The organism is Pantoea sp. S-LA4 (assembly GCF_054482835.1).
The window spans coordinates 2,016,960-2,038,247 of sequence record NZ_JBTLRC010000002.1; the positions used below are offsets into that span (position 1 = coordinate 2,016,960).

The window sequence follows — 21,288 nt, forward strand, 5'->3', positions numbered from 1 at the left end:
GACAGCATCCGGCCGCGTAACCTGATGCGATGCTGTCGCAAAAATGGCGGTCATTATAATGGAAAAAGGCAACCAGGATAAGTAGAGCCGCGCCAAAGCGGCGATTTCATCGGCAGTTGACCTGTTTGCACCGGGGCGTGACCTTAGAGGATAATCGTAAATCTTCATTCTGAGCCAGGAGAGAGGGCGTGACGCTTCGTATTGGCCTGCCACAGTGGCAGCATTCACACTGGAAACGCTGGGGCATTGAGAATCTGGCTGACTACGCCCGCTATTTTCACTGTGTTGAAGGTAACACCACGCTGTATGCGCTGCCCGCGCCCGACACCGTACTGCGCTGGCGTGAGATGACGCATGATGCCTTTCGCTTCTGCTTTAAATTTCCCAGTACCATCAGCCATCAGGCGGCGCTGCAGCACAGCGATGACCTGCTGACCGATTTTCTGCGGCTGATGGAGCCGCTGGCCGATCGCATCGGTCAATACTGGCTGCAGCTACCCGCCACTTTTTCTCCGGCGCAGCTGAACGATCTCTGGCGCTTTCTCGACAGCCTGCCTGCGCGTTTCGAATACGGTGTCGAAGTGCGTCATGCGGCGTTTTTCGCCAAAGGTGAAGCCGAGCGGGCGCTGAATCGCGGCTTGCTGGCGCGCGGCGTTAACCGGGTGATGCTGGACAGCCGTCCGGTCCACGCCTCAGCGTCGCAAAGCCCGGCGGCGCTGGCGGCACGCAACCAGAAGCCGCGCGTGCCGCCGCATGCCCTGCGCACCGGCGCGCAGCCGATGGTGCGCTTTATCGGCAGCGACAGCGTGGAGGAGAGCGTGCCGCTGTTTCAGATCTGGCGGGCAAAGTTAGCGGAATGGCAGCAACAGGGCGACGCGATGCTGTTTCTGCATACCCCGGATATGGGCCAGGTATTTCCACTGGTGCAGGCGCTGTGGCCCGAACTGCAACAGATTGACCCGCAGATTGGCAGCGGTCCCGACTGGCCACAACAGGAATCACTGTTTTAATCACTGGACAGGACAGCGCCCTCCGCGCTGGTTAGAATAGCCGCCTTACTGATGCTGATGGAGTCACAATGGTTAGCGCGTTATACGTGGTGTGGGGTGCGTTGCTGGTCATGAAGTTTACGCTGGACGTGGTGCGTTACCGCCGCTTCTATCGGGTGGCGTATGGCGACGGCGGCTACCATGACTTAAAGATGGCGATTCGCATTCACGGCAACGCTATCGAAACCATCCCGCTGGCGCTGCTGTTGCTGGTGATGATGGAGATGAACGGTGCCGACATCTGGATGGTGCACCTGACCGCCCTGCTGTTCTTTATCAGCCGCCTGCTGCACGCCTGGGGTCTGCGTCACAGCGCCATGCCGGGCCGGAAATATGGCATGCTGCTGACGCTGTTTTCGTTGTGCGGCATGGTGATTTTCAACCTGATCTATCTGCCCTGGGAGCTGGTGCTGACGCTACACTGAGTGTTGCCGGGTTAAGGGGTGCAGCCCGCCCCACTTTCTGCCAGAATAGCGCCCTTTCCGTCGTCTCTTCGGATTTTCGATATGTCTGACCGCGATCAACTCTTCTCAGCGCCCATTGCAAAACTGGGTGACTGGACTTTTGACGAGCGCGTTGCTGAAGTCTTTCCCGACATGATTCAGCGCTCGGTGCCAGGCTATTCCAACATCATCTCGATGATTGGCATGCTGGCAGAACGTTTTGTGACCCCCGACAGCCAGGTCTATGACCTCGGCTGCTCGCTCGGCGCGGCGACCCTGTCGGTACGCCGCAACATTCAGGTGCCCGGCTGCCAGATCATTGCGGTGGATAACTCCCCGGCGATGGTCGAGCGCTGCCGTCGCCACATCGATGCCTTTCGCGCTGATACGCCGGTGACGGTGCTGGAAGCGGATATCCGCGATATTGCGATTGAGAACGCCTCGCTGGTGGTGCTCAACTTCACGCTGCAGTTTCTTGAACCACCGGCGCGGCTGGCGCTGCTGGAGAAAATCTGGCACGGGCTGAAGCCTGGCGGTGCGCTGGTGCTGTCGGAAAAATTCAGCTTTGAAGACGCCGAAGTGGGTGAACTGCTGTTTAACATGCATCACGACTTCAAGCGTGCCAACGGCTACAGCGAACTGGAGATCAGCCAGAAGCGCAGCATGCTGGAAAATGTGATGCTGACCGACAGCGTGGAAGCGCACAAAGCCCGCCTGAAACAGGCCGGTTTCTCGCACGCCGAACTCTGGTTCCAGTGCTTTAACTTTGGATCACTGGTGGCATTGAAATGATCGATTTTGGCCGTTTTTATCAGCAAATCGCCGTGGGTCCGCTGGCGAAGTGGCTGGAAGTGTTGCCGGCGCAAATCAGCGAATGGCAGCGGGAAAACCTGCATGGACACTTCCGCGACTGGTATAAGTCGCTGGAGTATCTGCCGCTGCTGGAGCCGCAGAAACTTGACCTGCTGCACAGCGTCAGCGCTGACCGCGACGACATCAGCGATCGTCATCGTCAGGGCATTGAGAAACTGCTGCGTAACCTGATGCCGTGGCGCAAAGGGCCTTACTCGCTCTACGGCACCGACATCAACACCGAGTGGCGCTCCGACTGGAAATGGGATCGCGTTCTGCCGCATATCTCGTCGCTGGCGGGCCGGACGGTGCTGGATGTCGGCTGCGGCAGCGGCTATCACATGTGGCGGATGATCGGTGCGGGCGCGCATCTGGTGGTCGGTATCGATCCGATGCAGCTGTTCCTGGTGCAGTTCGAAGCGGTACGTAAGCTGCTGAATGACGATCGTCGCGCCCACCTGTTGCCGCTGGGGATTGAGCAACTGCCGGCGCTGCAGGCGTTCGATACCGTTTTTTCGATGGGCGTGCTCTATCACCGCCGTTCCCCGCTGGATCACCTGCTGCAGTTAAAGAATCAGCTGGTGAGCGGCGGCGAACTGGTGCTGGAAACCTTAGTGATTGAGGGTGACGTTAATCAGGTGCTGGTGCCGGGCGAACGCTACGCGCAGATGCGCAATGTGTTCTTTATTCCCTCTGCCGAGGCGCTGAAAAGCTGGCTGGAGAAGAGCGGTTTTGTCGATGTCCGCATCGTCGACTTCGCTCGCACCACCACTGAAGAGCAGCGTCGCACCGACTGGATGACCAGCGAATCGCTGGCCGAGTTCCTCGATCCTGACGACGCCAGCAAAACCGTTGAGGGTTATCCCGCGCCGCTGCGTGCGGTGCTGGTCGCCACCAAACCCTGAGTTTTAGCGGCGAGACAACGCCAGTTTCGCCGCAAAACCGATAAAGACACAGCCGGTCAGACGATCCATCACCTTCAGCACCCGTGGCTGACGCAGATGACCGGCGAAATAGTGGCTGCCGCCAATCAATACCGCATTCCACACCAGCCCCAGAACCATATGTGCCAGCGCCATCAGGCTACACCACAGCGCGACCGATGCCCCGGCCGGAATAAACTGCGGCAAAAAACTCACATAGAAGATGCCCACTTTGGGGTTCAGCAGATTGCCCAGCAGACCGCGGCTGAAGCAGGCTAGATAGCCCTGTTGCAGCGCCGGTTGTTGCGTGTCGATGGCTCCCTGGCGGGGCTTCAGCAACAACTTCAGCCCCAGCCAGAGTAACCAGCCGGCACCCAGCCACTTCAGCAGGTTATAGGCCATTTCGGAGGCCAGCAGCAGCGCGCCTAATCCGAATCCCACCGCGACACCCCAGACCAGACAGCCGAGCGTGATACCCAGTGCCGTCACGCTGGCGCGCTTTGCGCCCTGAGCGACTGCTGAGCGCAGTACCAGCGCGGTATCAAATCCTGGCGTCAGCGTCAGTATGGTGATGGCAAACAGAAATGAAAACAGCGTGGTGGTCATGGCATTCTCCCTGGAGGTAACAGCCGGTCAGCAGCGTCTGGGTGTCCTGCTAGCGTAACAGGCCCGTCGAATTATCTCACCCTGCTTACTCTCCCTGTTCGTCAGCGTGTGCCAGGCTAAGGGCGGTTTAACTTCATATTAAGGAGCTGTGATTATGAGTAAATTTATCTTCTCTTCACCCCGTAAATATGTGCAGGGCGCGGGCGTGCTGGATGAGCTGGGACCTTATGTGGCCGAACTGGGTGATAACGCTTTCCTGGTCGCAGATGACGTCGTCTGGAAATTGATCGGCGAACGCGCGCAGCAGGCGCTGCAACAGGCGGGCGTGACCTTCAACTGGCAGCAGTTCAACGGCGAGGCGTCGAGCAATGAGATCACCCGCCTGAGCCAGCTGGCAAAAAGTCAGGGCTGCAATGTGGTGGTTGGGTTGGGCGGCGGCAAAACGCTGGATACCGTTAAAGCGGTGGCGGATGAGCTGAAGCAGCCGGTAGCGATCGTGCCGACCATCGCCTCAACCGATGCGCCCTGCAGCGCCCTCTCCGTGATCTACTCTGACAGCGGCGTGTTTGAAAGTTACCGTTTCTACAGCAAGAACCCCGATCTGGTGCTGGTGGATACCGCAGTCTGTGCCAGCGCGCCGGCGCGGCTGTTCGCCTCTGGCATCGCCGATGGCCTGGCGACCTGGGTCGAAGCGCAGGCGGTGGCGCGCTCGCACGCCAAATCAATGGTTAATGGCGATCCCACGCTCGCCGGGCTGGCCATCGCCCGTGCCTGTGAAGAGACGCTGCTGACCTGGGGCTACAGCGCTTACGTGGCGGTGAGTGAAAAACGGGTAACGCCAGCGGTCGAGGCGGTGGTCGAAGCGAATACGCTGCTCTCCGGGCTGGGCTTCGAAAATGGCGGTCTGGCCGCGGCTCACGCCATCCACAACGGCTTTACCGCAATTGATGGCGATATCCATCACCTGACGCACGGTGAGAAAGTTGCTTACGGCACGCTGACGCAGATGGTGCTGGAGCAGCGGCCGGATGAGGAGATTGCGCGCTATATTCGTTTCTATCGCGCAATTAAGATGCCGACCACCCTGAAAGAGCTGCATCTGGAGAATGAGAGCTGGGAAAATCTGGTCAAAATCGGTGCGCTGGCGAACAGCGAGGGCGACACGCTGAAGAATCTGAATCCTAACCTGTCGCCGGAAGATATTGCCAACGCCCTGCTGGCGCTGGATGCGTTCAGTAAAACGGTGGCGTAAACCGCTGCGCGCGATTGCCGAGTCGCCCGCTACTCTTCAGCGGCGGGCTGATCCCAGTACTCATATTTGTAGGCGGAGCTGAGATGGCGTTCGATGGTGCCGCGGGTAAACATCTCGGTTTCATGCAGATAGCTCAGAGTGCAGTTACCCGCCTGGTCCCACGACTGGCATTCATCGACGGTGCGGATGGTGCTCAGCGGCGTGGTGGCGGTGCCATTCAGACGCAGCTCGCGCCACTGGTTATCGTAGCTGTAGCTGTCGGTGCTGCGGGCTGAACTGGTACGGGTTACCAGACCCTGCTGATTCCAGCGATAGAGATATTCCCCGTTGGTCAGTTGATCGCTGCCGCGCGCCACGCTCTTTTGCAGCCGGAACTGGGGATCGTAACGATAGGTGGTGTCGGTAAATCCGCTGCTGCCCATGCTGGTAAATTTGTCCGACGCGCTGATGATGTTACCGTGCTGGCCCTTGTGCCAGTTAATCGTCCCCTGCCGGTTATCCACCACCACCTCTTTCCCCTCTTTCAGCACTTTCACCAGGTAAGCATATTCCGCCACCCAGCCGCCCTGCACTCTGGCGATGTGCTGCTCCATACTGAGGATCACGTTGCGCTCGTTCTTGTCATAGCTGACGTCAGCCACCAGCAAATCGCCACAGGCATCAAACTGCCCCAGCACCCGCTTCTGCGAATTGACATCTTTGCCAAACTCACCGGCGATCACCTGCTTAACCGCGCCTTTTGCGCTTCCGCCCAGCAGGATCCAGTTATTACTGCTGGCAATAGCCCCGCTGTGCGGACCGCACTGGCTGGCCGCAAACAGCGGAGGACTCAACGCAGCCAGTAACAGGCTTGCGGCAACAATCGGTTCGCATTTCATAGGGTAAGTTCCAGACAACGTTGCGTTAAGTGTAAACGCTGCAGCGACGAATGGCGGTGTAGCGCAAAAATATCCGTTGTCAGATAGCGTCAATTATTTCATCGCCCGCAACCTAAAATCGCGCGCACTTTGTTCCGATTTTATAACGTTTTTTAGCCTCTAAGCCAGACGGCACAAGGGTTAAGCGCGTTTCAGGCCGGGCGGAAAAATGAAATTCTGCCGATATACTTTTCACTCTGGCGTGAGTTAACCGGAGAAAAGATGAGTCATGAAGCAGGATGAAATCGCTTTGTCAGATATTGCGCGTCTGGTTTTTGGCCAGAATCCGCCAACGTTTCTGCTGGAGGTGATGGGACGGGCAGTGATCTGCTTTATCCTGATAATTATCACATTACGTCTGCTGGGGCGTCGCGTGGCCTCACAATATACGTTGTTCGAACTCTCTGCGGTGGTGACACTGGCGGGTACGATGGGCGTTCCGTTGCTGGATGACAAACGCGGGCTGTTGCCGCCGCTGGTGATTATTGTCAGCCTGCTGGCGTTACAGCATCTGGCAGGCCATCTCAGCCTGGGTTCACGCCGCTTCGATCGGCTGCTGGCGGGTGGCGAACGGGTGCTGCTGGATGAAGGTCGCCTGAAGCTGGAAACGCTGCGCGCCACCGTACTGTCACGCGAGAAACTGTTTTCGCTGCTGCGCGGTCGTGGCGTTCAGCATCTGGGCCAGCTCAGCCGCATCTACATCGAGCCTTCCGGTGCGTTGACGCTGATCTGGAGTGATACGCCGCGGCCCGGCCTGGCGATTGTGCCTCGCGGCGATCACGCCCTGATCGCCGCAATGGAGACCGGCGAGCATCAGGTCTGCGCCTCCTGCGGAAACCTGGCTGACCGCACCACGCCTGCTGACAGTGCCTGCCACGGTTGCCACGCGCACCAATGGCTGCCTGCGTCTGCGTCGCTGGAGGAGTGATCATGGGTAATCTTCTGCACCGCTGGCTGATAGGTGAAGCGCCCTGGTCCTTTGCGGCGGAAGTCCTGCTGCGTTTTCTGTGTATCTATCTGGTTTTACTGCTGGTGCTGCGGCTGATGGGCCGACGCTTCGCCGGTCAGTTAAGCATTATCGACCTGGCGATCATGATTATGCTGGGTGCTGCAATTGGTGCACCGTTACAGACGCCTGAAAAAGGGATACTGACCACTATCGTGTTGCTGATCACCCTGCTTGGCTGTTTTCGCCTGCTCTCCTGGTCCACGTTTTTTTCGCATCGGCTGGAAGTGCTGACCCAGGGTGACGCCACGATGCTGGTGATGGATGGGCGGCTGGCGCTGGAGCATCTGCACCATGCGGAGTTCTCCCGCGATCGTACCTTTTCCGAACTGCGCTCAATGGGGATTCAGCATCTGGGAGAGGTGCGGCGCGCCTGGCTGGAACCTTCCGGCCGGGTCAGCCTGTTGTGCTACCGGCAACCCCGTGCCGGATTATGGTTACTACCTGAACAGAACCAGCAGTTTAACCAGCATATTGCGGTTGATGACCGCTTCGCCTGCGGTCATTGCGGTTATGTGGTGCAGAGTAAAGCGCAGCCGGAACAACGGTGTGATTATTGCGAACAGCAGGCATGGCGGCCAGCGGTGAAGCGACTGGGAACGGAAAAAATTTATGATCCGCATCAGAAAGAGCATCCGCGCGAGGCGGGCGAATAACAGAGCGCAGTTAAGTACGTGAGGGTTCAGTTAAGCTGGATAAGGCATGACTTCTCACCCGGTTGAAGAGGAATAGCGCAACGTGAACCAATCGAAACGCTATGCGTTGAGCAACCCTGGAACCGCTCGAAAAAAGGTTGCGCCTCGCGAGCGCTGAATCACGATCGGTTAAGATTAAAAAGTAAAAAAGGCTCTCTATGAGAGCCTTTCAACATCGTCTGTTACGCGGTGATTAGTTCAGGCGCTCAGCATCGTCCTGAGCTTCTTTCAGGTCAATTTTAGCGGATTCAAGCTTGAGTTTTTTCTCTTCAACTTTATGTGTTTTCTGAGAGATTCTGTCGAGCCGACCCTCTTCTTTCGCTTCCGCCAGTTCCTGCTGCGCCTGCTGCAGTTCAAGCTCTGCTTTTTTAACCTTTAACTCTTTCTTACTGACGTTATGGGTCGCCTGGCGCGCCTGACGGTCGTCTGAGCAGTAGGTTTGCACCTTATTACGTGCAATTTCCAGCCTGGAGACCTCCGCGCTATTTCCGCTATTTCTGGCCATTTCGCTTTTAGCGCTAATATCAGCAAGCTGTTCGCTGCATGACTGTGTAGCAGCAAGCGTTACCGCTGGCGACGAAAGTAATAGTATCGTTAAGAAAGTCTTTTTCATTAAATTTCACTCCTTGTTAAAAACCAGGTCTTACCTGGAAAACATCCACGGCGGTATATCAGCGAAAATCGACGCAATAAGAATCTACCTTTCCTTTCATTCAAGTCAAATAAAATAATAGCCAGGCCTGAGGAAATATTTTATTGCACTCTATGCATTCCATAATGACAATAATAAAGACGCGCGGTGATCTTTACTTTTTTATTTATGCCCAATGACAGATGGCGATACCCATGCAGATCTCTTTACAATGCCGGACTTTACGCTGATTGCTTTCTGTATTTCAGGCGTCACTTCTTTACTGACAGTTAGCGCAAAAAAATAAAGCAGTGAGATGAAATTCCAGCGCTTCCCAGAAGGGATTTAAGGGGCTTCGGCGCAGCGTTCAACGTTTCGCAGTCGTCGCGGACTGGAAAGGAAGTATTGGAATAAGTTACGGAATAATACTACCAAAAATGATAACGTAACCGGCGTTAATTGTGGATCGCTGAATATAAAACCAGCGCACAACGATAAAAAATATTATACCGAAAAGTCAGCTTACCGGATGGAAAAATAATCAGAAAAATCGCGAGTGGTTATATTCAGTAGTCCGATGTTTAGCGTGAAGCTGCGACGGATTAAGCTATAAAGCCTTGCCGAAGACGACATGGATGATTTCAGCTCACAGATTACGGCCGACGCGCAGCGCCTTCTGTCCGCACGGCATCAGACCAGAATGCTGCACTATGCTGCACTATGCCGCAGCGCCGCGGCCGCGTGGTTCGGCTAAAGATTTTGTTGCGGGCAAAAAGAACCCCAGCAAGCATACTGGGGTTTGGTACTTGCAAACACCACGTCAATGATCGGCGTGCTGCGCGGCAAAATCGGTCATGATTCAGGCCACCCGAACGGTGCTCATCTGCATCACGCTTTTCATCGCTTCCACCACATCGCCATCCACACAATAGCGGCTGAACTCGTCGGTTTCGGCTTCAGAACACATGGACACACCCGCTTTACGGTAGCGCATCGGCGAAGCGACTAACCGGCTTGCCGAGCTGTGAACTTCACGTATGCCCATGTCGAGGAACTTTTGCAGGTTACTGAGACGAACACCGGCACCTGCCATAATGATAGGACCTGTACTCGCCTCATTAAGTTCCTTGAGTAATGCAATTCCGTTCTCCGCGCTCTGCTGCTGGCCGGAAGTGAGAATGCGCGCCACGCCGAGATCGGTCAGCTCTTCCAGCGTCCGCTTCGGACTGTGGCACAGGTCGAAAGCGCGGTGAAAGGTCACCGCCAGTCCGTCGCACAGCGCCATAATCTGCCGCATCTGACCCCGATGGATATGCGCATCCTCATTCAGCATGCCGATGACCAGCCCGGGAAAACCGAGCTCACGGATCAATGCAACGTCAGATTTCATCGCCTCAAATTCGCGTGCGGTGTAGCAAAAATCACCGCCGCGTGGCCGGACAATGGGATGAACCGGAATTGAAACCTCACGTCGTGCCGCATGAAGCATGCCTGCCGACGGGGTTAATCCCCCTTCTCGAGGTGCGGCACAGAGTTCAACCCGATCGGCGCCGGCCTGCTGCGCGGTCACTGCGCAATCCACGCCATAGCAGCAAATTTCCAGTGTGGTCATTCTCTTCTCCTTTACATGACTCTGGTTCAAGGCAGATTCATCAGTTAGTCTGGCTGCTGGAATGAGTTTACCGGGAAAGTTAACTATGGCATTCAATTTCGACCAACGGATAGACCGTCGTCACAGCGATAGCCTTAAATGGAACAAATATGCGGACCAGGACATTCTGCCGTTATGGGTGGCGGATACGGATTTTCGATCCCCTGAGGCTGTGATCGAAGCGATACAGGCCCGCGCCGAACATGGCATTTTTGGTTATGGCGATAAGCCTGTCGGTTTCATTGACAGCGCGATTGCGTGGCTGGCCTCGCGCTATCACTGGCACGTTAATCCCGAATGGATTGTGGTGCTGCCTGGCGTGGTGACCGGGTTAAATCTTGCGGTGCGTGCCTTTACTGCTCCGGATGAACGCAGCATTGCACCGACGCCCATCTATCCGCCGTTTCGCGGTGCAGCAAAACTGGCGGAGCGAGGTCAGCTGAACCTGCCGCTGATTCTGCAACAGGGACGCTGGCTGCTGGATCTGGCAGCGGCAGACGGGCAGATGACGGGCAAAGAGCGGTTGCTGATGTTGTGCAATCCCCAGAATCCGGGAGGCACGGTCTATCGGCGTGATGAACTGCAGGCGCAACTGGCGTTTGCTCAGCAGCATGATCTGATCGTCTGTTCCGACGAGATCCACTGTGATCTGGTGCTGGAACCCGGCGTGCAGCATATTCCGTTTGCCACCCTGAGCGAAGACGCGGCACTGCGCTCGATTACGCTGCTGTCACCGTCCAAAAGTTTCAATATTGCCGGACTGGGTGCGTCCATCGCCATCATCCCCAATCCTGAACTCCGCGCACGCTTTGATCGTGTCCGGCGTGGCATCGTGCCGGATGTTGATATTCTGGCGCTGACGGCCGCAGAAGCGGCGTGGCGCGAAGGCAGTGACTGGCTCAGCGCACAGAATGACTACCTGCGCAGCAACCGTGACTGGCTGGTGTCGCAGGTGAATAAGCTCAGCGGGTTGTCGCTTTCAGCGCCTGAGGCGAGTTATCTGGCCTGGATCGATGCGCGCGGTCTGGGTGTGGCCAGCCCGGCGCTCTACTTTGAAAAACATGGGCTGGGGCTGTCAGCCGGACGCGAGTTTGGTGACGACCAGTTTGTCCGTCTCAACTTTGGCTGTACCCGCGCCCTGCTCGATGAGGCGGTTGCTCGTCTGCAGCGCGCCGTTGCTGCCCGGCCTTAGCCTTGCTCGCTGGCGACGATTTCCTCCAGTCGCCAAGGATGAAATTTAATGGTTGTCTGCCCATCTGTGACCGCCAGGGTCGGATTCGGCAGACGCTCATTTTCGCCCTGCGGCGAGCTGGTTTTGAACGAAATACCGGGCTGAGTCAGGGCGTCATCGGATAACAGCGCCATAGCCCGCACGCCCAGCGTCTGATGATCGCCACGCAGCACCACTTCGATATGCTCCCATCCTTCATGACGGTAACGTTTCTCGCCGGGCCACGGCAACTCAACCACATCCACCGGCCAGCCTGCTACCTGCAGTGGCTGATGCAATTTAAACAGGCAGATTGGCCGGCCATTAATCATGGCCTGGGAAAACTGACTGCCGATCTGTTGCAGCCCTTGCTGCCAGCGTATTGCCGTCGCTTCCTGATGACAACGCACCGCAATGTGATCGATTTCAAGATCGTTAAGTTGTAAACCCAGCCTCTGTGCAAAACTTTGCAACGATTCTTCAAAACGTTGCAAATCTGTCTTTAAATCATCCAATTCAGCGGGAAAAGATCGGTTCAAAACGGGAAATCCTCTCGGTTTGTTTAAACTTTATTATCAATCGAACCCCTGGCCTGCGCGGCCTTGCGCATGACAAAATGGTAAGATTCATCCTATTTAACCCATTATTTCCTGCAAAAGCGTATAAGAACAGCTTTCAATTCGGATTAATCCCCTCTTTAGGTCCATGAGTTAATTGATGAAAGTGACTTAAACTCCTGATTTATATCACCTTCTTTAATACAATAAGATAAGTCTTATTTGGCACTCAAACAATTGCAGCCACCTCCTCTTTCTTATAAATTTGACCCAACACAACCAAAAGGAATGGCTATATGTCTATGCTCATCGTTGTCGCAGTCCTGATCGCACTGATGGGATTTGCAATTTCCCGCCATTGGAAGGTGCGTGAAGATAAAAGCGTCAAGAACCCTCGCCGTCATCCACGACGTCGTTAAAGCCCCTGGGAAACATCTTCGGCTCTGTTTCCCCGCTTCATCCAAATACTGACGCCCACCGACATTTCACGTATACTTTTCCCCTCATTTTTTTCCATTTTGTCTGTTCCATCCGTTTCTGTCACTCCGTTGCGCGATGCTGCCAGGCAAGATGATGACGGCTCGACTCAACAGGTTCGGGCGTTGTTCAGCACATGAAGGTAACTCGGTGAATATTCAGGCTCTTCTTTCCGCAAAAGTCAGTCAGGCAATGGTTTTAGCCGGCGCTCCCGCCGATTGCGAACCGCAGGTTCGTCAGTCCGCCAGGGTCCAGTTTGGTGATTATCAGGCCAACGGTATTATGGCCGTGGCGAAAAAGCTGGGACAGGCACCGCGACAATTAGCGGAAGCAGTGATCCAGCATCTCGACCTGACCGGCATCGCCAGTAAAGTTGAAATTGCCGGACCGGGCTTCATCAACATCTTCCTCGACCACCACTGGCTGGCGACCCACGCCCGCGAAGCACTGACTCTGCCGCGCCTCGGCGTGCAACTGGCCGAGCCGCAGACCATCGTGGTGGATTACTCTGCGCCGAACGTGGCCAAAGAGATGCATGTCGGCCATGTGCGCTCCACCATCATTGGTGATGCGGCGGTCCGCACGCTGGAGTTTCTCGGCCATCGGGTGATTCGCGCCAACCACGTCGGTGACTGGGGTACCCAGTTCGGTATGCTGATTGCCTTCCTCGAAAAACAGCAAAACGAGCATCACGCCGAGATGGCGCTGGCCGATCTGGAAGCGTTCTACCGTGAAGCCAAGCGGACTTACGACGAAGATCCAGAATTTGCCGAGCGGGCACGTAGCTATGTGGTCAAACTGCAGGGCGGCGACGACTATTGCCGCCAGATGTGGAAAAAACTGGTCGACATCACCATGAGTCAGAACCAGAAAATTTATGACCGCATGAATGTCACCCTGACGCGCAAAGATGTGATGGGTGAGAGCCTCTACAACGATATGCTGCCCGGCATCGTCGCTGACCTGAAACAGAAAGGGTTAGCAGTGGAAAGTGAAGGCGCGACCGTGGTGTTCCTGGATGAGTTCCAGAACAAAGAAGGCGAACCAATGGGCGTCATCATCCAGAAAAAGGATGGCGGCTACCTCTATACCACCACCGATATCGCCTGCGCCAAATATCGTTATGAAACCCTGAAGGCCGATCGGGTGCTCTACTACATCGACTCGCGTCAGCATCAGCATCTGGTGCAGGCCTGGACTATCGTGCGTAAAGCGGGCTATGTGCCGGAGTCGGTACCGCTGGAACACCACGCGTTCGGCATGATGCTGGGCAAAGATGGTCGTCCATTTAAGACCCGTAGCGGCGGCACCATCAAGCTGGCCGATCTGCTCGATGAAGCCTATCAGCGTGCCTATTCCCTGGTGCGTGAGAAGAACCCGGAGATGAGCGAAGCGGAAGTGAAAACGCTGGCGGAAGTGGTGGGCATCAGCGCGGTGAAATACGCTGATTTGTCGAAAAGCCGCACCACCGACTACATCTTTGACTGGGATAACATGCTGGCGTTTGAAGGCAACACCGCGCCTTACATGCAGTACGCTTATACCCGCGTGCTGTCGGTATTCCGTAAAGCCGGTATTGACGCTGATGCACTGGATGCAGAGATTGTGATCAGCGAAGAACGTGAAGCGCAGCTGGCCACCCGTCTGTTGCAGTTCGAAGAGGTGATCACTCAGGTGGCGCGCGACGGTACGCCGCACGTGATGTGTGCCTATCTCTACGATCTGGCCGGTCTGTTCTCCGGCTTCTACGAGCACTGCCCGATCCTCAGCGCGGAATCAGAAGAAACCCGCCTGAGCCGGCTACAGCTGGCCGCGCTGACCGCGAAAACGCTGAAGCAGGGTCTGGATACGCTGGGTATCGACACCGTCGAGCGCATGTAATCTCAGAAACGGAGAGGTTTTCCCTCTCCGTTTTTGATCTCAGTATCCTCTCTGAACTTCCCCCAAATCTCCGCAGCAGGAGCGTGTTATGTCTGTCGCCGCGCACCTCATCAGCAGCCACCTTCCCACCATTAAACAGTTGCAGTGCTTTCTGGCTGTCGCGCACGAGCTTAATTTTCGCCGGGCCGCAGAGCGACTCAGCATGACGCAGCCTCCGCTTACCCGCCAGATTCAAAGCCTGGAAGATCTGCTCGGTCAGTTGCTGTTCAGTCGCACAACCCATGAGGTAACGCTCACCGAAGCGGGCCGTGCGCTAGTGGCGAAAGCAGAAGCGATCCTCAGTGCGCTGAGTGCCTTAAAGCAGGAAGCGCAGCCTGCCGCAAGACTGCGCATCGGGCTGACCCGCACGCTGAACTTTGAACTGATCGCGCCGCTCAATAAGCAACTCGCCGCTTTTCATGCCCGTGATGAGATGGAAATGCCCAGCCTGACTTCCGCTCAGCTGTTGCAAAGCCTCGCAAAAAACAGCCTGGATTTGATCCTCACCGGCGAAAAAGGTCCGGAAGCGGAAAAAGCTGTTCAGTACGCCTGGGTTTACCGCGAGCCGCTACTGGTCGCGATGCCGTCGGCCCATCCGGCCAGTCTGGCGGCAAAAGTCTCACCGGAGGCGCTGGCTGACCTGCCGCTGTTCTGGTTCGCGCGCAGTGCCAATCCGCAGTTTTACGATAAATGCGAGCGCTACTTCGCCATGCTCAGCGTCACGCTGAAACGAGTGAGAGAGCCGGAAGATTCCCTGCTGATGCTGTCGCACATCGCCAGAGGTAAAGGCTGCGCGCTGATGCCGCAGTCAAAATGTACCTTTAATCAGGCAGGACTCTGTTACCGCCCGCTGACGGAAGGCGCGGCGCAACAGCTGGCGATTGATGTTTATGCGGCCATTCGCGCTGATGAAAACAATGAGGCGGTTCTCGATGCGCTGAGAACACTCTCGCAGTCCGCTGAACGCTGAGCCCCGCGCGTCTGCGCGGCTGAGTCGCGGTTTCCCTTCTTCCGCGCGGCCTGTCGCCCATCCTGATGTTGTCCCCTCTCGTCCCTGATACCTTTTTTGCATGACGGAAAGAGCAATTCATTGCTGTCGCACGGAGTGAAACAATCGCGTCTCACTTACGAGGAGAGACAATGAAAAAGCGAACATTAACTCAGGGTCTGGATGTCAGCGCCATCGGCTACGGCGCGATGGGGCTAAGCGAATTTTACGGTCAGACCGATGATCGTCACTCCCTGCAACTGCTCAGCCAGCTGCGCGAGCTGGATATCACTTTTATTGATACCGCCGATCTCTACGGACGTGGCCACAACGAGCAGCTGATCGGAGAGTTTCTTGCCGGACTAAGCAAGGCTGAACGGCTGAAATTCACCGTCGCCACCAAATGTGGCATTGAGCGTCCGGCGGATGCGGCCTATGCCCGCACCATTAATAATCAGCCAGACTACATTACCCGCAGCTGCCATGCCTCCCTGAAACGGCTGGGCGTCGAGCGTATCGATCTCTTTTATCTGCATCGCATCAGTCCGGCGACCCCGATTGAGGAGAGCATGCAGTGTCTCAGCCGCCTGGTGCAGGAAGGTAAAATCGCCCGGATTGGATTGTGTGAAGCCTCTGCCGCAACGCTGAACCGGGCGCAGGCGATCCACCCGCTGGCCGCGCTGCAGACGGAATATTCACTCTGGACGCGAGACATCGAAGAGGAAATTCTGCCAGCGGTGAAAAAGCTCGGTATCGGCCTGGTGCCCTATTCACCGCTGGGCAGAGGTTTCCTGACCGGTAAATACCGTAAAAACAGCGATTTTGCTGAAGGGGATTTCCGCAAAAATAATGACCGTTTCCAGCAGGAAAATATCGATCACAATCTCCAGCTTCTTAACGCGGTAACGCCGCTGGCGGAGAAGTATCACGCCACTACCGGGCAGATTGCGCTGGCCTGGCTACTGGCACAGTATGAAAAAATTGTGCCGATTCCAGGCACCAAACAGATCGCTTATCTCACTGAAAACGCGGAAGCCGCGGATATCGAGCTGGAAGAGGAAGATATCGGGTTGCTGGATGCTGTTCATCAACAGGTTGAAGTTAAAGGCGGTCGCTACTCTGAGGAGGGAATGAAGGGGGTTAACGCCTGAACACAAACTATGCACTCGCGCACTGTGCCCAGGTGCGCTAGTCAATTCAGCAACGATATCCTTACTCGTAATTGACCATCACTTCACTGCTCACCACCCGTAAACCGGGTGGCAGCGCCCCGCTTCCGGCAAAACCAAACACCATGTGCAAAGTCTCACCGGCGCTCAGATGTGCCAACCCGCGTGTGGTGCCGCTGGCCCCCTCCAGGGAAGTGCAGCGCTGTTCGCCGCACAGCCGCACCTGCAGGCCGGACGGGGCCGGTCTGCTCAGCTGATAACGCCAGTTAACGACGCTGACCTCCCCGCTAATGTCGGCGGGCGGCGTCAGCGGCTGCGCCCGTTGCCAGCTGCCGCGGTTAGCCAGCAGCGGCCCATTGGCCGAAGCACTCCAGGCACCACCGGCCGCCTGCGCCATCAGTGGCAGCATCACGAATGCCATCACCAGCCAGCGCATTATTTGCCTCCGATGGTGGCGGTCATCCGAATCTGGCGGTTATCGCTCAGCTCCAGATTCGACAGCACCACCAGCTGCGGCAGGTTGCGTCGCAGGAAGCGCGCCAGTAACGCCCGCAGCGGATGGTTCACCAGCAGCACCGGCGGTGCGCCGAGCATCTCCTGACGCTGCAGCGCCGCCTGCGCCTGGCTCAGCAGCCGATCAGCCAGGCCCGGTTCCAGTCCGCCGCCGCCCTGCAACGCCTGTAATAACAAGCGTTCCAGCGTGGAATCCAGTCCGATCACCTGCACTTCATCGTTGCCCGGGAACCACTGCTGAGTAATGGCGCGGCCCAGCGCCACGCGCACCACGCTGGTCAGCTCCTGAGGATCGCTCTGCACTGGCGCATGTTCAGCCAGCGTTTCGATGATGGTGCGCATATCACGAATGGATACCCGCTCCACCAGCAGGTTTTGCAGCACCTTGTGCAGCGTGGTCAGCGAAATCACGCCCGGCACCAGGTCTTCCGTCAGCTTCGGCATCTCCTGAGTGACGCGATCCAGCAGTTGCTGCGCTTCCTGACGGCCAAACAGCTCGCTGGCGAATTGCCCAATCAGATGGTTAAGGTGGGTGGCCACCACGGTACTCGCTTCCACTACGGTAAAGCCCTGGATCTGCGCCTGCTCTTTCAGCGCACTGTCAATCCAGACCGCTGCCAGCCCAAACGCCGGATCGACGGTGGCTTCACCCGGCAGACTGCCTGCCGCGGTGCCTGGGTTGATCGCCATCCAGCGGCCAGGATAGGCATCGCCGCTGCCGATTTCGACCCCTTTCATCAGAATACGGTAGCGCGCCGGTGGCAGTTCCATGTTGTCACGAATGTGGACCACCGGCGGCAGGAAGCCCACGTCCTGCGCCACTTTTTTACGGATACTGCGGATGCGGCCCAGCAGTTCGCCATTTTGCAGATGATCGACCATCGGAATCAGCCGGTAGCCCACTTCCATTCCCAGCGTGTCTTCCAGCTGGACATCGGTCCACGACGCTTCGGCGGTGGCGGGCGTGTCCGGCGCTTTGGTGATGCTGCCCGGCGTTGCTTCCGACTTTTTGTTCGGCTGCATTTCACGTCCGCGCAGCCACCAGGCCAGACCGAGTAAGGCCGCGGTAAACAGCAGGAACACGAAGTTTGGCATACCCGGCACCAGCCCCAGCAGGCCGATGACGCCGGCGCTCAGCATCAGCACCCGCGGATCTTTGAACAGCTGGGTCACCATCTGCTCGCCAACGTCCTGATCGGTCGCCACGCGGGTTACGATAACGCCCGCCGCGGTAGAGATCACCAGCGCCGGGATCTGCGCGACCAGGCCGTCACCGATGGTCAGCAGGGTATAGGTTTCCGCCGCGTGCCCCACGTCCATGCCGTGTTGCACCACGCCGACCAGCAGGCCGCCGATAACGTTGATCACCATGATCATGATACCGGCGATGGCATCGCCGCGAACGAACTTACTGGCACCGTCCATCGAACCGTAGAAGTCCGCTTCCTGGGTCACTTCAGAACGGCGGCGTTTAGCTTCATCTTCGCCAATCAGACCGGCGTTGAGGTCGGCGTCGATCGCCATCTGCTTACCGGGCATCCCATCAAGCACAAAGCGCGCGCCCACTTCTGCGATACGGCCCGCACCCTTGGTGATGACCATAAAGTTGATGATCACCAGGATGATAAACACCACGATACCGATGGCGAAGTTGCCGCCGACCAGGAAGTGACCAAAGGCCTCAACCACCTGACCCGCCGCTGCCGCACCGGTATGCCCTTCCATCAGAATGATACGGGTTGAGGCGACGTTCAGCGCCAGACGCAGCAAGGTGGAGAACAGCAGAATGGTCGGGAATGCCGCAAATTCCAGCGTACGCTGGGTGAACATCGCCACCAGCAGGACCATGATCGACAGCGCAATGTTAAAGGTGAACAGCAGATCGAGGATGAACGGCGGTAACGGCAGCACCATCATCGACAGGATCATCAGGATCAGTACCGGACCCGCCAGTACCTGCCACTGCATATCTTTAAAGTTGCCCGGTAAACGTAGTTTTGCGGCCAGGTTATTAGCCATCGTTTTTGCTCTCTCCTGCAAAGTCCATCTCTGCCGGGACCGGCAGGTTTTTCGGTTTGGTCGGGATCAGGCCGCCTTCGCGCTTCCAGCGGCGTGACTGCCAGACCCATGCCAGCACTTCCGCCACCGCCGCATAGAGCGCGCCGGGGATGTGCTGTCCAATTTCAGTGTGTCGGTATAACGCACGCGCCAGCGGCGGTGCTTCCAGAACCGGTATGCGGTGTTCCGCACCCAGTTCACGAATACGCAGGGCAATCTCGCCCGCGCCTTTGGCAATCACCTTCGGCGCACTCATCTTCTTCTCGTTGTACTGCAGCGCCACCGAATAGTGGGTCGGGTTAGTGACGATGACGTCAGCCTTCGGCACATCGGCCATCATGCGGCGGCGGGCGGCGGCGCGCATCTGCTGGCGAATACGCCCTTTAACGTGCGGATCGCCCTCCTGCTGCTTGTGCTCATCGCGGATTTCCTGACGCGACATGCGCAGCTTTTTGTAATAGCTGTAGAGCTGCCAGAAAACGTCGTAACCCACCATCGGCACCAGCCCCAGCATCACCAGGGTGCAGCAGATGGCGATCATATCCATGCCGTGTATCAGGGCGGTGATCGGGGATTCGCTGATCAGACGCAGCATCTCCGGCCAGTGAGCGTAGATGTACCAGCAGCCAACGGCGCCCACCAGCACGGTCTTGAGAATGCCTTTAAACAGTTCGGTCCAGGCCTGTGCGGCAAACATGCGCTTGAAACCGGCCATCGGACTGAGCTTGGTGAAGTCGACCTTGATCGACTTGCCGCTGATCACAATGCCGCCCAGCAGCATCGGCGCAGCAATCGCGACCAGCACCAGTCCGCCCATCAGCGGCAGCAGCGCCATCAGCGCCTGACCAATCAGGCTGCCGATGTGGCTGATGATAATTTTATCGTCGGTCACCATGCCGTGATCGAAACGCAAACCGGTGGCGACCATGCTGGCCAGCCGGTGCGCCATCATGGTGCCGCCCATCCACAGAATCATGATGCCGGCCAGCAGCATCAGTAATGAGGTCAGCTCGCGCGATCGCGGGATCTGCCCATCCTCACGCGCTTTTTCAAGTCGGTGCGCGGTGGGCGATTCTGTTTTGTCCTCGTCGCTCTCTTCAGCCACGACAAACCTCGGTTGGCAGGAATTCTGAGCATAGAATGCCAAATTTGAGTGGGGTTAAAGCGCAGATAAAACGGGAAAAAGGGGCGTTCTTTGACGGATGAGTCGGGCAAAGCAGAGCGGGCCCACCGTCTGGTGGACCCGTAACAGAGAGGTGCAGCCGTGTCGCCAGCCCGCAGGCTGGCTTCAGCCGATTAAAATCCTAAGCTGTCCAGCAGGTCATCAACCTGATCCTGGTTCGCCACCACGCCAGGTGCATCGGCGTGAATCTGCGGACCGTTCAGCAGGCTGGTGCCTTCCTGACGCTTCTCGGCACTGACTTCCGGCATGTTCTCCAGCAGCACCATTAACAGCTGGCGCTCAATCTCCTGGATCACATCCATCATGCGCTTGATGACCTGACCGGTCAGGTCCTGGAAATCCTGCGCCATCATGATTTCAAGCAGCTGCTTGTTGGTAAAGGACGTATGATCCGGCACGGCAGCAAGGAATTCGCGAGTATCCGTTACCAACTCACGCGCATCGGCCAGTTCAATTGGGTTTTCAAACCATTGGTCCCAACGCCCTTTCAGCTGGGTTGCCCCGGCTTCCATCTTATCCTGATGCGGTTGTGCCGCCTCAACGCAGTTCAACGCACGGTCGGCGGCCTGCGCCGTCATCTGCACCACATAATCCAGACGATCGCGGGCATCGGGAATGGCTTCAGCCGCATCGGCAATCGCCTGATCCAGCCCCAGCTCGCGCAGGCTGTCGCGCAGCATACGCGTCAGAGAGCCGATGCGGGTAATGATGTCGTGTGCCGAGGCATCCTCAGTTGGTTTCGGAAGGTCGCTCATCACATCTCCTTACATGCCCAGTTTTTCGAAAATTTTGCCAAGCTTTTCTTCCAGCGTCGCCGCCGTGAACGGTTTCACGACGTATCCGCTGGCGCCAGCCTGAGCGGCAGCGATAATGTTCTCTTTCTTCGCTTCTGCGGTGACCATCAGTACCGGCATGCTGCTCATCGCGGCATCGGCACGGATGGTTTGCAGCAGCTGCAGGCCATCCATGTTCGGCATGTTCCAGTCGGAAATGACGAAGTCAAAACCACCCGCTTTCAGCTTTGAGAGCGCATCCACGCCATCTTCTGCTTCTTCAACGTTGTTGAAGCCCAGCTCTTTCAGCAGGTTACGCACAATACGACGCATCGTATTGAAGTCGTCTACCACCAAAAAGCGCATGTTTTTATCAGCCATATCTACTCCTGTGTTATCTCGCCCGGCAGGACGG

22 protein-coding genes are annotated in these 21,288 nt (G+C 56.9%); 12 read left to right on the forward strand and 10 right to left on the reverse strand.

Annotated elements, in window-relative coordinates; all coding sequences use genetic code 11:
• Nucleotides 1-188 precede the first annotated feature (188 nt).
• The 4 genes from ACX3P5_RS10320 (at nucleotide 189) to cmoB (ending at nucleotide 3,249) form a co-directional block, all read left to right on the forward strand.
• Nucleotides 189-1,010 carry a DUF72 domain-containing protein gene (locus tag ACX3P5_RS10320; protein WP_233987933.1) on the forward strand — a complete coding sequence of 274 codons (822 nt, stop codon included), beginning with the start codon at nucleotides 189-191 and terminating at the stop codon, nucleotides 1,008-1,010.
• Between the two features lie 68 nt (nucleotides 1,011-1,078).
• A complete protein-coding gene (locus ACX3P5_RS10325) occupies nucleotides 1,079-1,474 on the forward strand; it encodes an MAPEG family protein (RefSeq protein WP_094120003.1) in 396 nt (131 codons plus the stop codon).
• 81 nt (nucleotides 1,475-1,555) lie between these two features.
• The gene (cmoA, locus tag ACX3P5_RS10330; protein WP_031376660.1) at nucleotides 1,556-2,284 is read left to right on the forward strand and encodes a carboxy-S-adenosyl-L-methionine synthase CmoA; all 729 of its coding nucleotides are present in this window, start codon (nucleotides 1,556-1,558) and stop codon (nucleotides 2,282-2,284) included.
• Complete coding sequence (cmoB, locus tag ACX3P5_RS10335; protein WP_233987932.1) at nucleotides 2,281-3,249, forward strand: tRNA 5-methoxyuridine(34)/uridine 5-oxyacetic acid(34) synthase CmoB; 969 nt, start codon at nucleotides 2,281-2,283, stop codon at nucleotides 3,247-3,249. The genes cmoA and cmoB overlap by 4 nt, the downstream gene beginning before the upstream one ends.
• A 3-nt stretch (nucleotides 3,250-3,252) precedes the next feature.
• On the opposite strand, the gene ACX3P5_RS10340 is transcribed toward cmoB, so the two are convergent.
• A complete protein-coding gene (locus tag ACX3P5_RS10340) occupies nucleotides 3,253-3,873 on the reverse strand; it encodes a LysE family translocator (RefSeq protein ID WP_233987931.1) in 621 nt (206 codons plus the stop codon).
• A 154-nt stretch (nucleotides 3,874-4,027) separates the two neighbouring features.
• On the opposite strand from ACX3P5_RS10340, the gene ACX3P5_RS10345 reads away from it, so the two are divergent.
• On the forward strand, nucleotides 4,028-5,125 hold the full coding sequence (locus ACX3P5_RS10345) for a glycerol dehydrogenase (protein ID WP_233987930.1): 1,098 nt from the start codon (nucleotides 4,028-4,030) through the stop codon (nucleotides 5,123-5,125).
• 29 nt (nucleotides 5,126-5,154) lie between these two features.
• On the opposite strand, the gene ACX3P5_RS10350 is transcribed toward ACX3P5_RS10345, so the two are convergent.
• Entirely contained in the window at nucleotides 5,155-6,003 is an 849-nt protein-coding gene (locus tag ACX3P5_RS10350) for a hypothetical protein (RefSeq protein WP_233987929.1), read from the reverse strand.
• 268 nt (nucleotides 6,004-6,271) lie between these two features.
• Here ACX3P5_RS10350 and ACX3P5_RS10355 point away from each other — a divergent pair, with 268 nt between their 5' ends.
• Nucleotides 6,272-6,970 carry a DUF421 domain-containing protein gene (locus ACX3P5_RS10355; RefSeq protein ID WP_458968656.1) on the forward strand — a complete coding sequence of 233 codons (699 nt, stop codon included), beginning with the start codon at nucleotides 6,272-6,274 and terminating at the stop codon, nucleotides 6,968-6,970.
• Nucleotides 6,971-6,972: 2 nt separating this feature from the next.
• Complete coding sequence (locus ACX3P5_RS10360) at nucleotides 6,973-7,704, forward strand: DUF421 domain-containing protein (protein WP_458968657.1); 732 nt, start codon at nucleotides 6,973-6,975, stop codon at nucleotides 7,702-7,704.
• 232 nt (nucleotides 7,705-7,936) lie between these two features.
• Here ACX3P5_RS10360 and ACX3P5_RS10365 read toward each other — a convergent pair whose 3' ends face one another.
• Both ACX3P5_RS10365 and cutC read right to left on the reverse strand, forming a co-directional pair.
• Nucleotides 7,937-8,356 (reverse strand): DUF1090 family protein, encoded by a 420-nt coding sequence (locus ACX3P5_RS10365; protein WP_336755453.1) that lies wholly within the window; start codon nucleotides 8,354-8,356, stop codon nucleotides 7,937-7,939.
• A gap of 877 nt (nucleotides 8,357-9,233) precedes the next feature.
• The gene (cutC, locus tag ACX3P5_RS10370; RefSeq protein ID WP_233987874.1) at nucleotides 9,234-9,986 is read right to left on the reverse strand and encodes a copper homeostasis protein CutC; all 753 of its coding nucleotides are present in this window, start codon (nucleotides 9,984-9,986) and stop codon (nucleotides 9,234-9,236) included.
• Between the two features lie 85 nt (nucleotides 9,987-10,071).
• Between cutC and ACX3P5_RS10375 the strand changes: the two genes are divergently transcribed.
• Complete coding sequence (locus tag ACX3P5_RS10375; protein WP_336755456.1) at nucleotides 10,072-11,217, forward strand: MalY/PatB family protein; 1,146 nt, start codon at nucleotides 10,072-10,074, stop codon at nucleotides 11,215-11,217.
• Here the strand turns inward: ACX3P5_RS10375 and ACX3P5_RS10380 are convergent.
• Nucleotides 11,214-11,774 (reverse strand): VOC family protein, encoded by a 561-nt coding sequence (locus ACX3P5_RS10380; RefSeq protein WP_233987872.1) that lies wholly within the window; start codon nucleotides 11,772-11,774, stop codon nucleotides 11,214-11,216. The two genes, ACX3P5_RS10375 and ACX3P5_RS10380, sit on opposite strands and share 4 nt — an antisense overlap.
• 314 nt (nucleotides 11,775-12,088) lie before the next feature.
• Between ACX3P5_RS10380 and ACX3P5_RS10385 the strand changes: the two genes are divergently transcribed.
• The 4 genes from ACX3P5_RS10385 (at nucleotide 12,089) to ACX3P5_RS10400 (ending at nucleotide 16,328) form a co-directional block, all read left to right on the forward strand.
• Entirely contained in the window at nucleotides 12,089-12,211 is a 123-nt protein-coding gene (locus ACX3P5_RS10385; RefSeq protein ID WP_007889544.1) for a hypothetical protein, read from the forward strand.
• A gap of 208 nt (nucleotides 12,212-12,419) precedes the next feature.
• Entirely contained in the window at nucleotides 12,420-14,150 is a 1,731-nt protein-coding gene (argS, locus tag ACX3P5_RS10390; RefSeq protein ID WP_458968658.1) for an arginine--tRNA ligase, read from the forward strand.
• 88 nt (nucleotides 14,151-14,238) lie between these two features.
• Nucleotides 14,239-15,159 carry a LysR family transcriptional regulator gene (locus tag ACX3P5_RS10395; RefSeq protein ID WP_458968659.1) on the forward strand — a complete coding sequence of 307 codons (921 nt, stop codon included), beginning with the start codon at nucleotides 14,239-14,241 and terminating at the stop codon, nucleotides 15,157-15,159.
• A 170-nt stretch (nucleotides 15,160-15,329) separates the two neighbouring features.
• A complete protein-coding gene (locus ACX3P5_RS10400; protein WP_458968660.1) occupies nucleotides 15,330-16,328 on the forward strand; it encodes an aldo/keto reductase in 999 nt (332 codons plus the stop codon).
• 61 nt (nucleotides 16,329-16,389) lie between these two features.
• Here the strand turns inward: ACX3P5_RS10400 and flhE are convergent, their stop codons facing one another.
• The 5 genes from flhE to cheY all read right to left on the reverse strand — a co-directional run bounded on the left by flhE (nucleotide 16,390) and on the right by cheY (nucleotide 21,254).
• A complete protein-coding gene (gene flhE / locus ACX3P5_RS10405) occupies nucleotides 16,390-16,782 on the reverse strand; it encodes a flagellar protein FlhE (RefSeq protein ID WP_083067821.1) in 393 nt (130 codons plus the stop codon).
• A complete protein-coding gene (gene flhA, locus ACX3P5_RS10410; protein WP_233987868.1) occupies nucleotides 16,782-18,878 on the reverse strand; it encodes a flagellar biosynthesis protein FlhA in 2,097 nt (698 codons plus the stop codon). Before flhA ends, flhE begins: the two co-directional genes overlap by 1 nt.
• Nucleotides 18,871-20,022: a flagellar biosynthesis protein FlhB gene (gene flhB / locus ACX3P5_RS10415; RefSeq protein ID WP_094121242.1), complete on the reverse strand. Its 1,152-nt coding sequence runs from the start codon at nucleotides 20,020-20,022 to the stop codon at nucleotides 18,871-18,873. The genes flhA and flhB overlap by 8 nt, the downstream gene beginning before the upstream one ends.
• A gap of 191 nt (nucleotides 20,023-20,213) precedes the next feature.
• Nucleotides 20,214-20,855: a protein phosphatase CheZ gene (cheZ, locus tag ACX3P5_RS10420; protein ID WP_094121241.1), complete on the reverse strand. Its 642-nt coding sequence runs from the start codon at nucleotides 20,853-20,855 to the stop codon at nucleotides 20,214-20,216.
• A 9-nt stretch (nucleotides 20,856-20,864) separates the two neighbouring features.
• On the reverse strand, nucleotides 20,865-21,254 hold the full coding sequence (gene cheY / locus ACX3P5_RS10425; RefSeq protein WP_094121240.1) for a chemotaxis response regulator CheY: 390 nt from the start codon (nucleotides 21,252-21,254) through the stop codon (nucleotides 20,865-20,867).
• Between the last annotated feature and the right edge of the window lie 34 nt (nucleotides 21,255-21,288).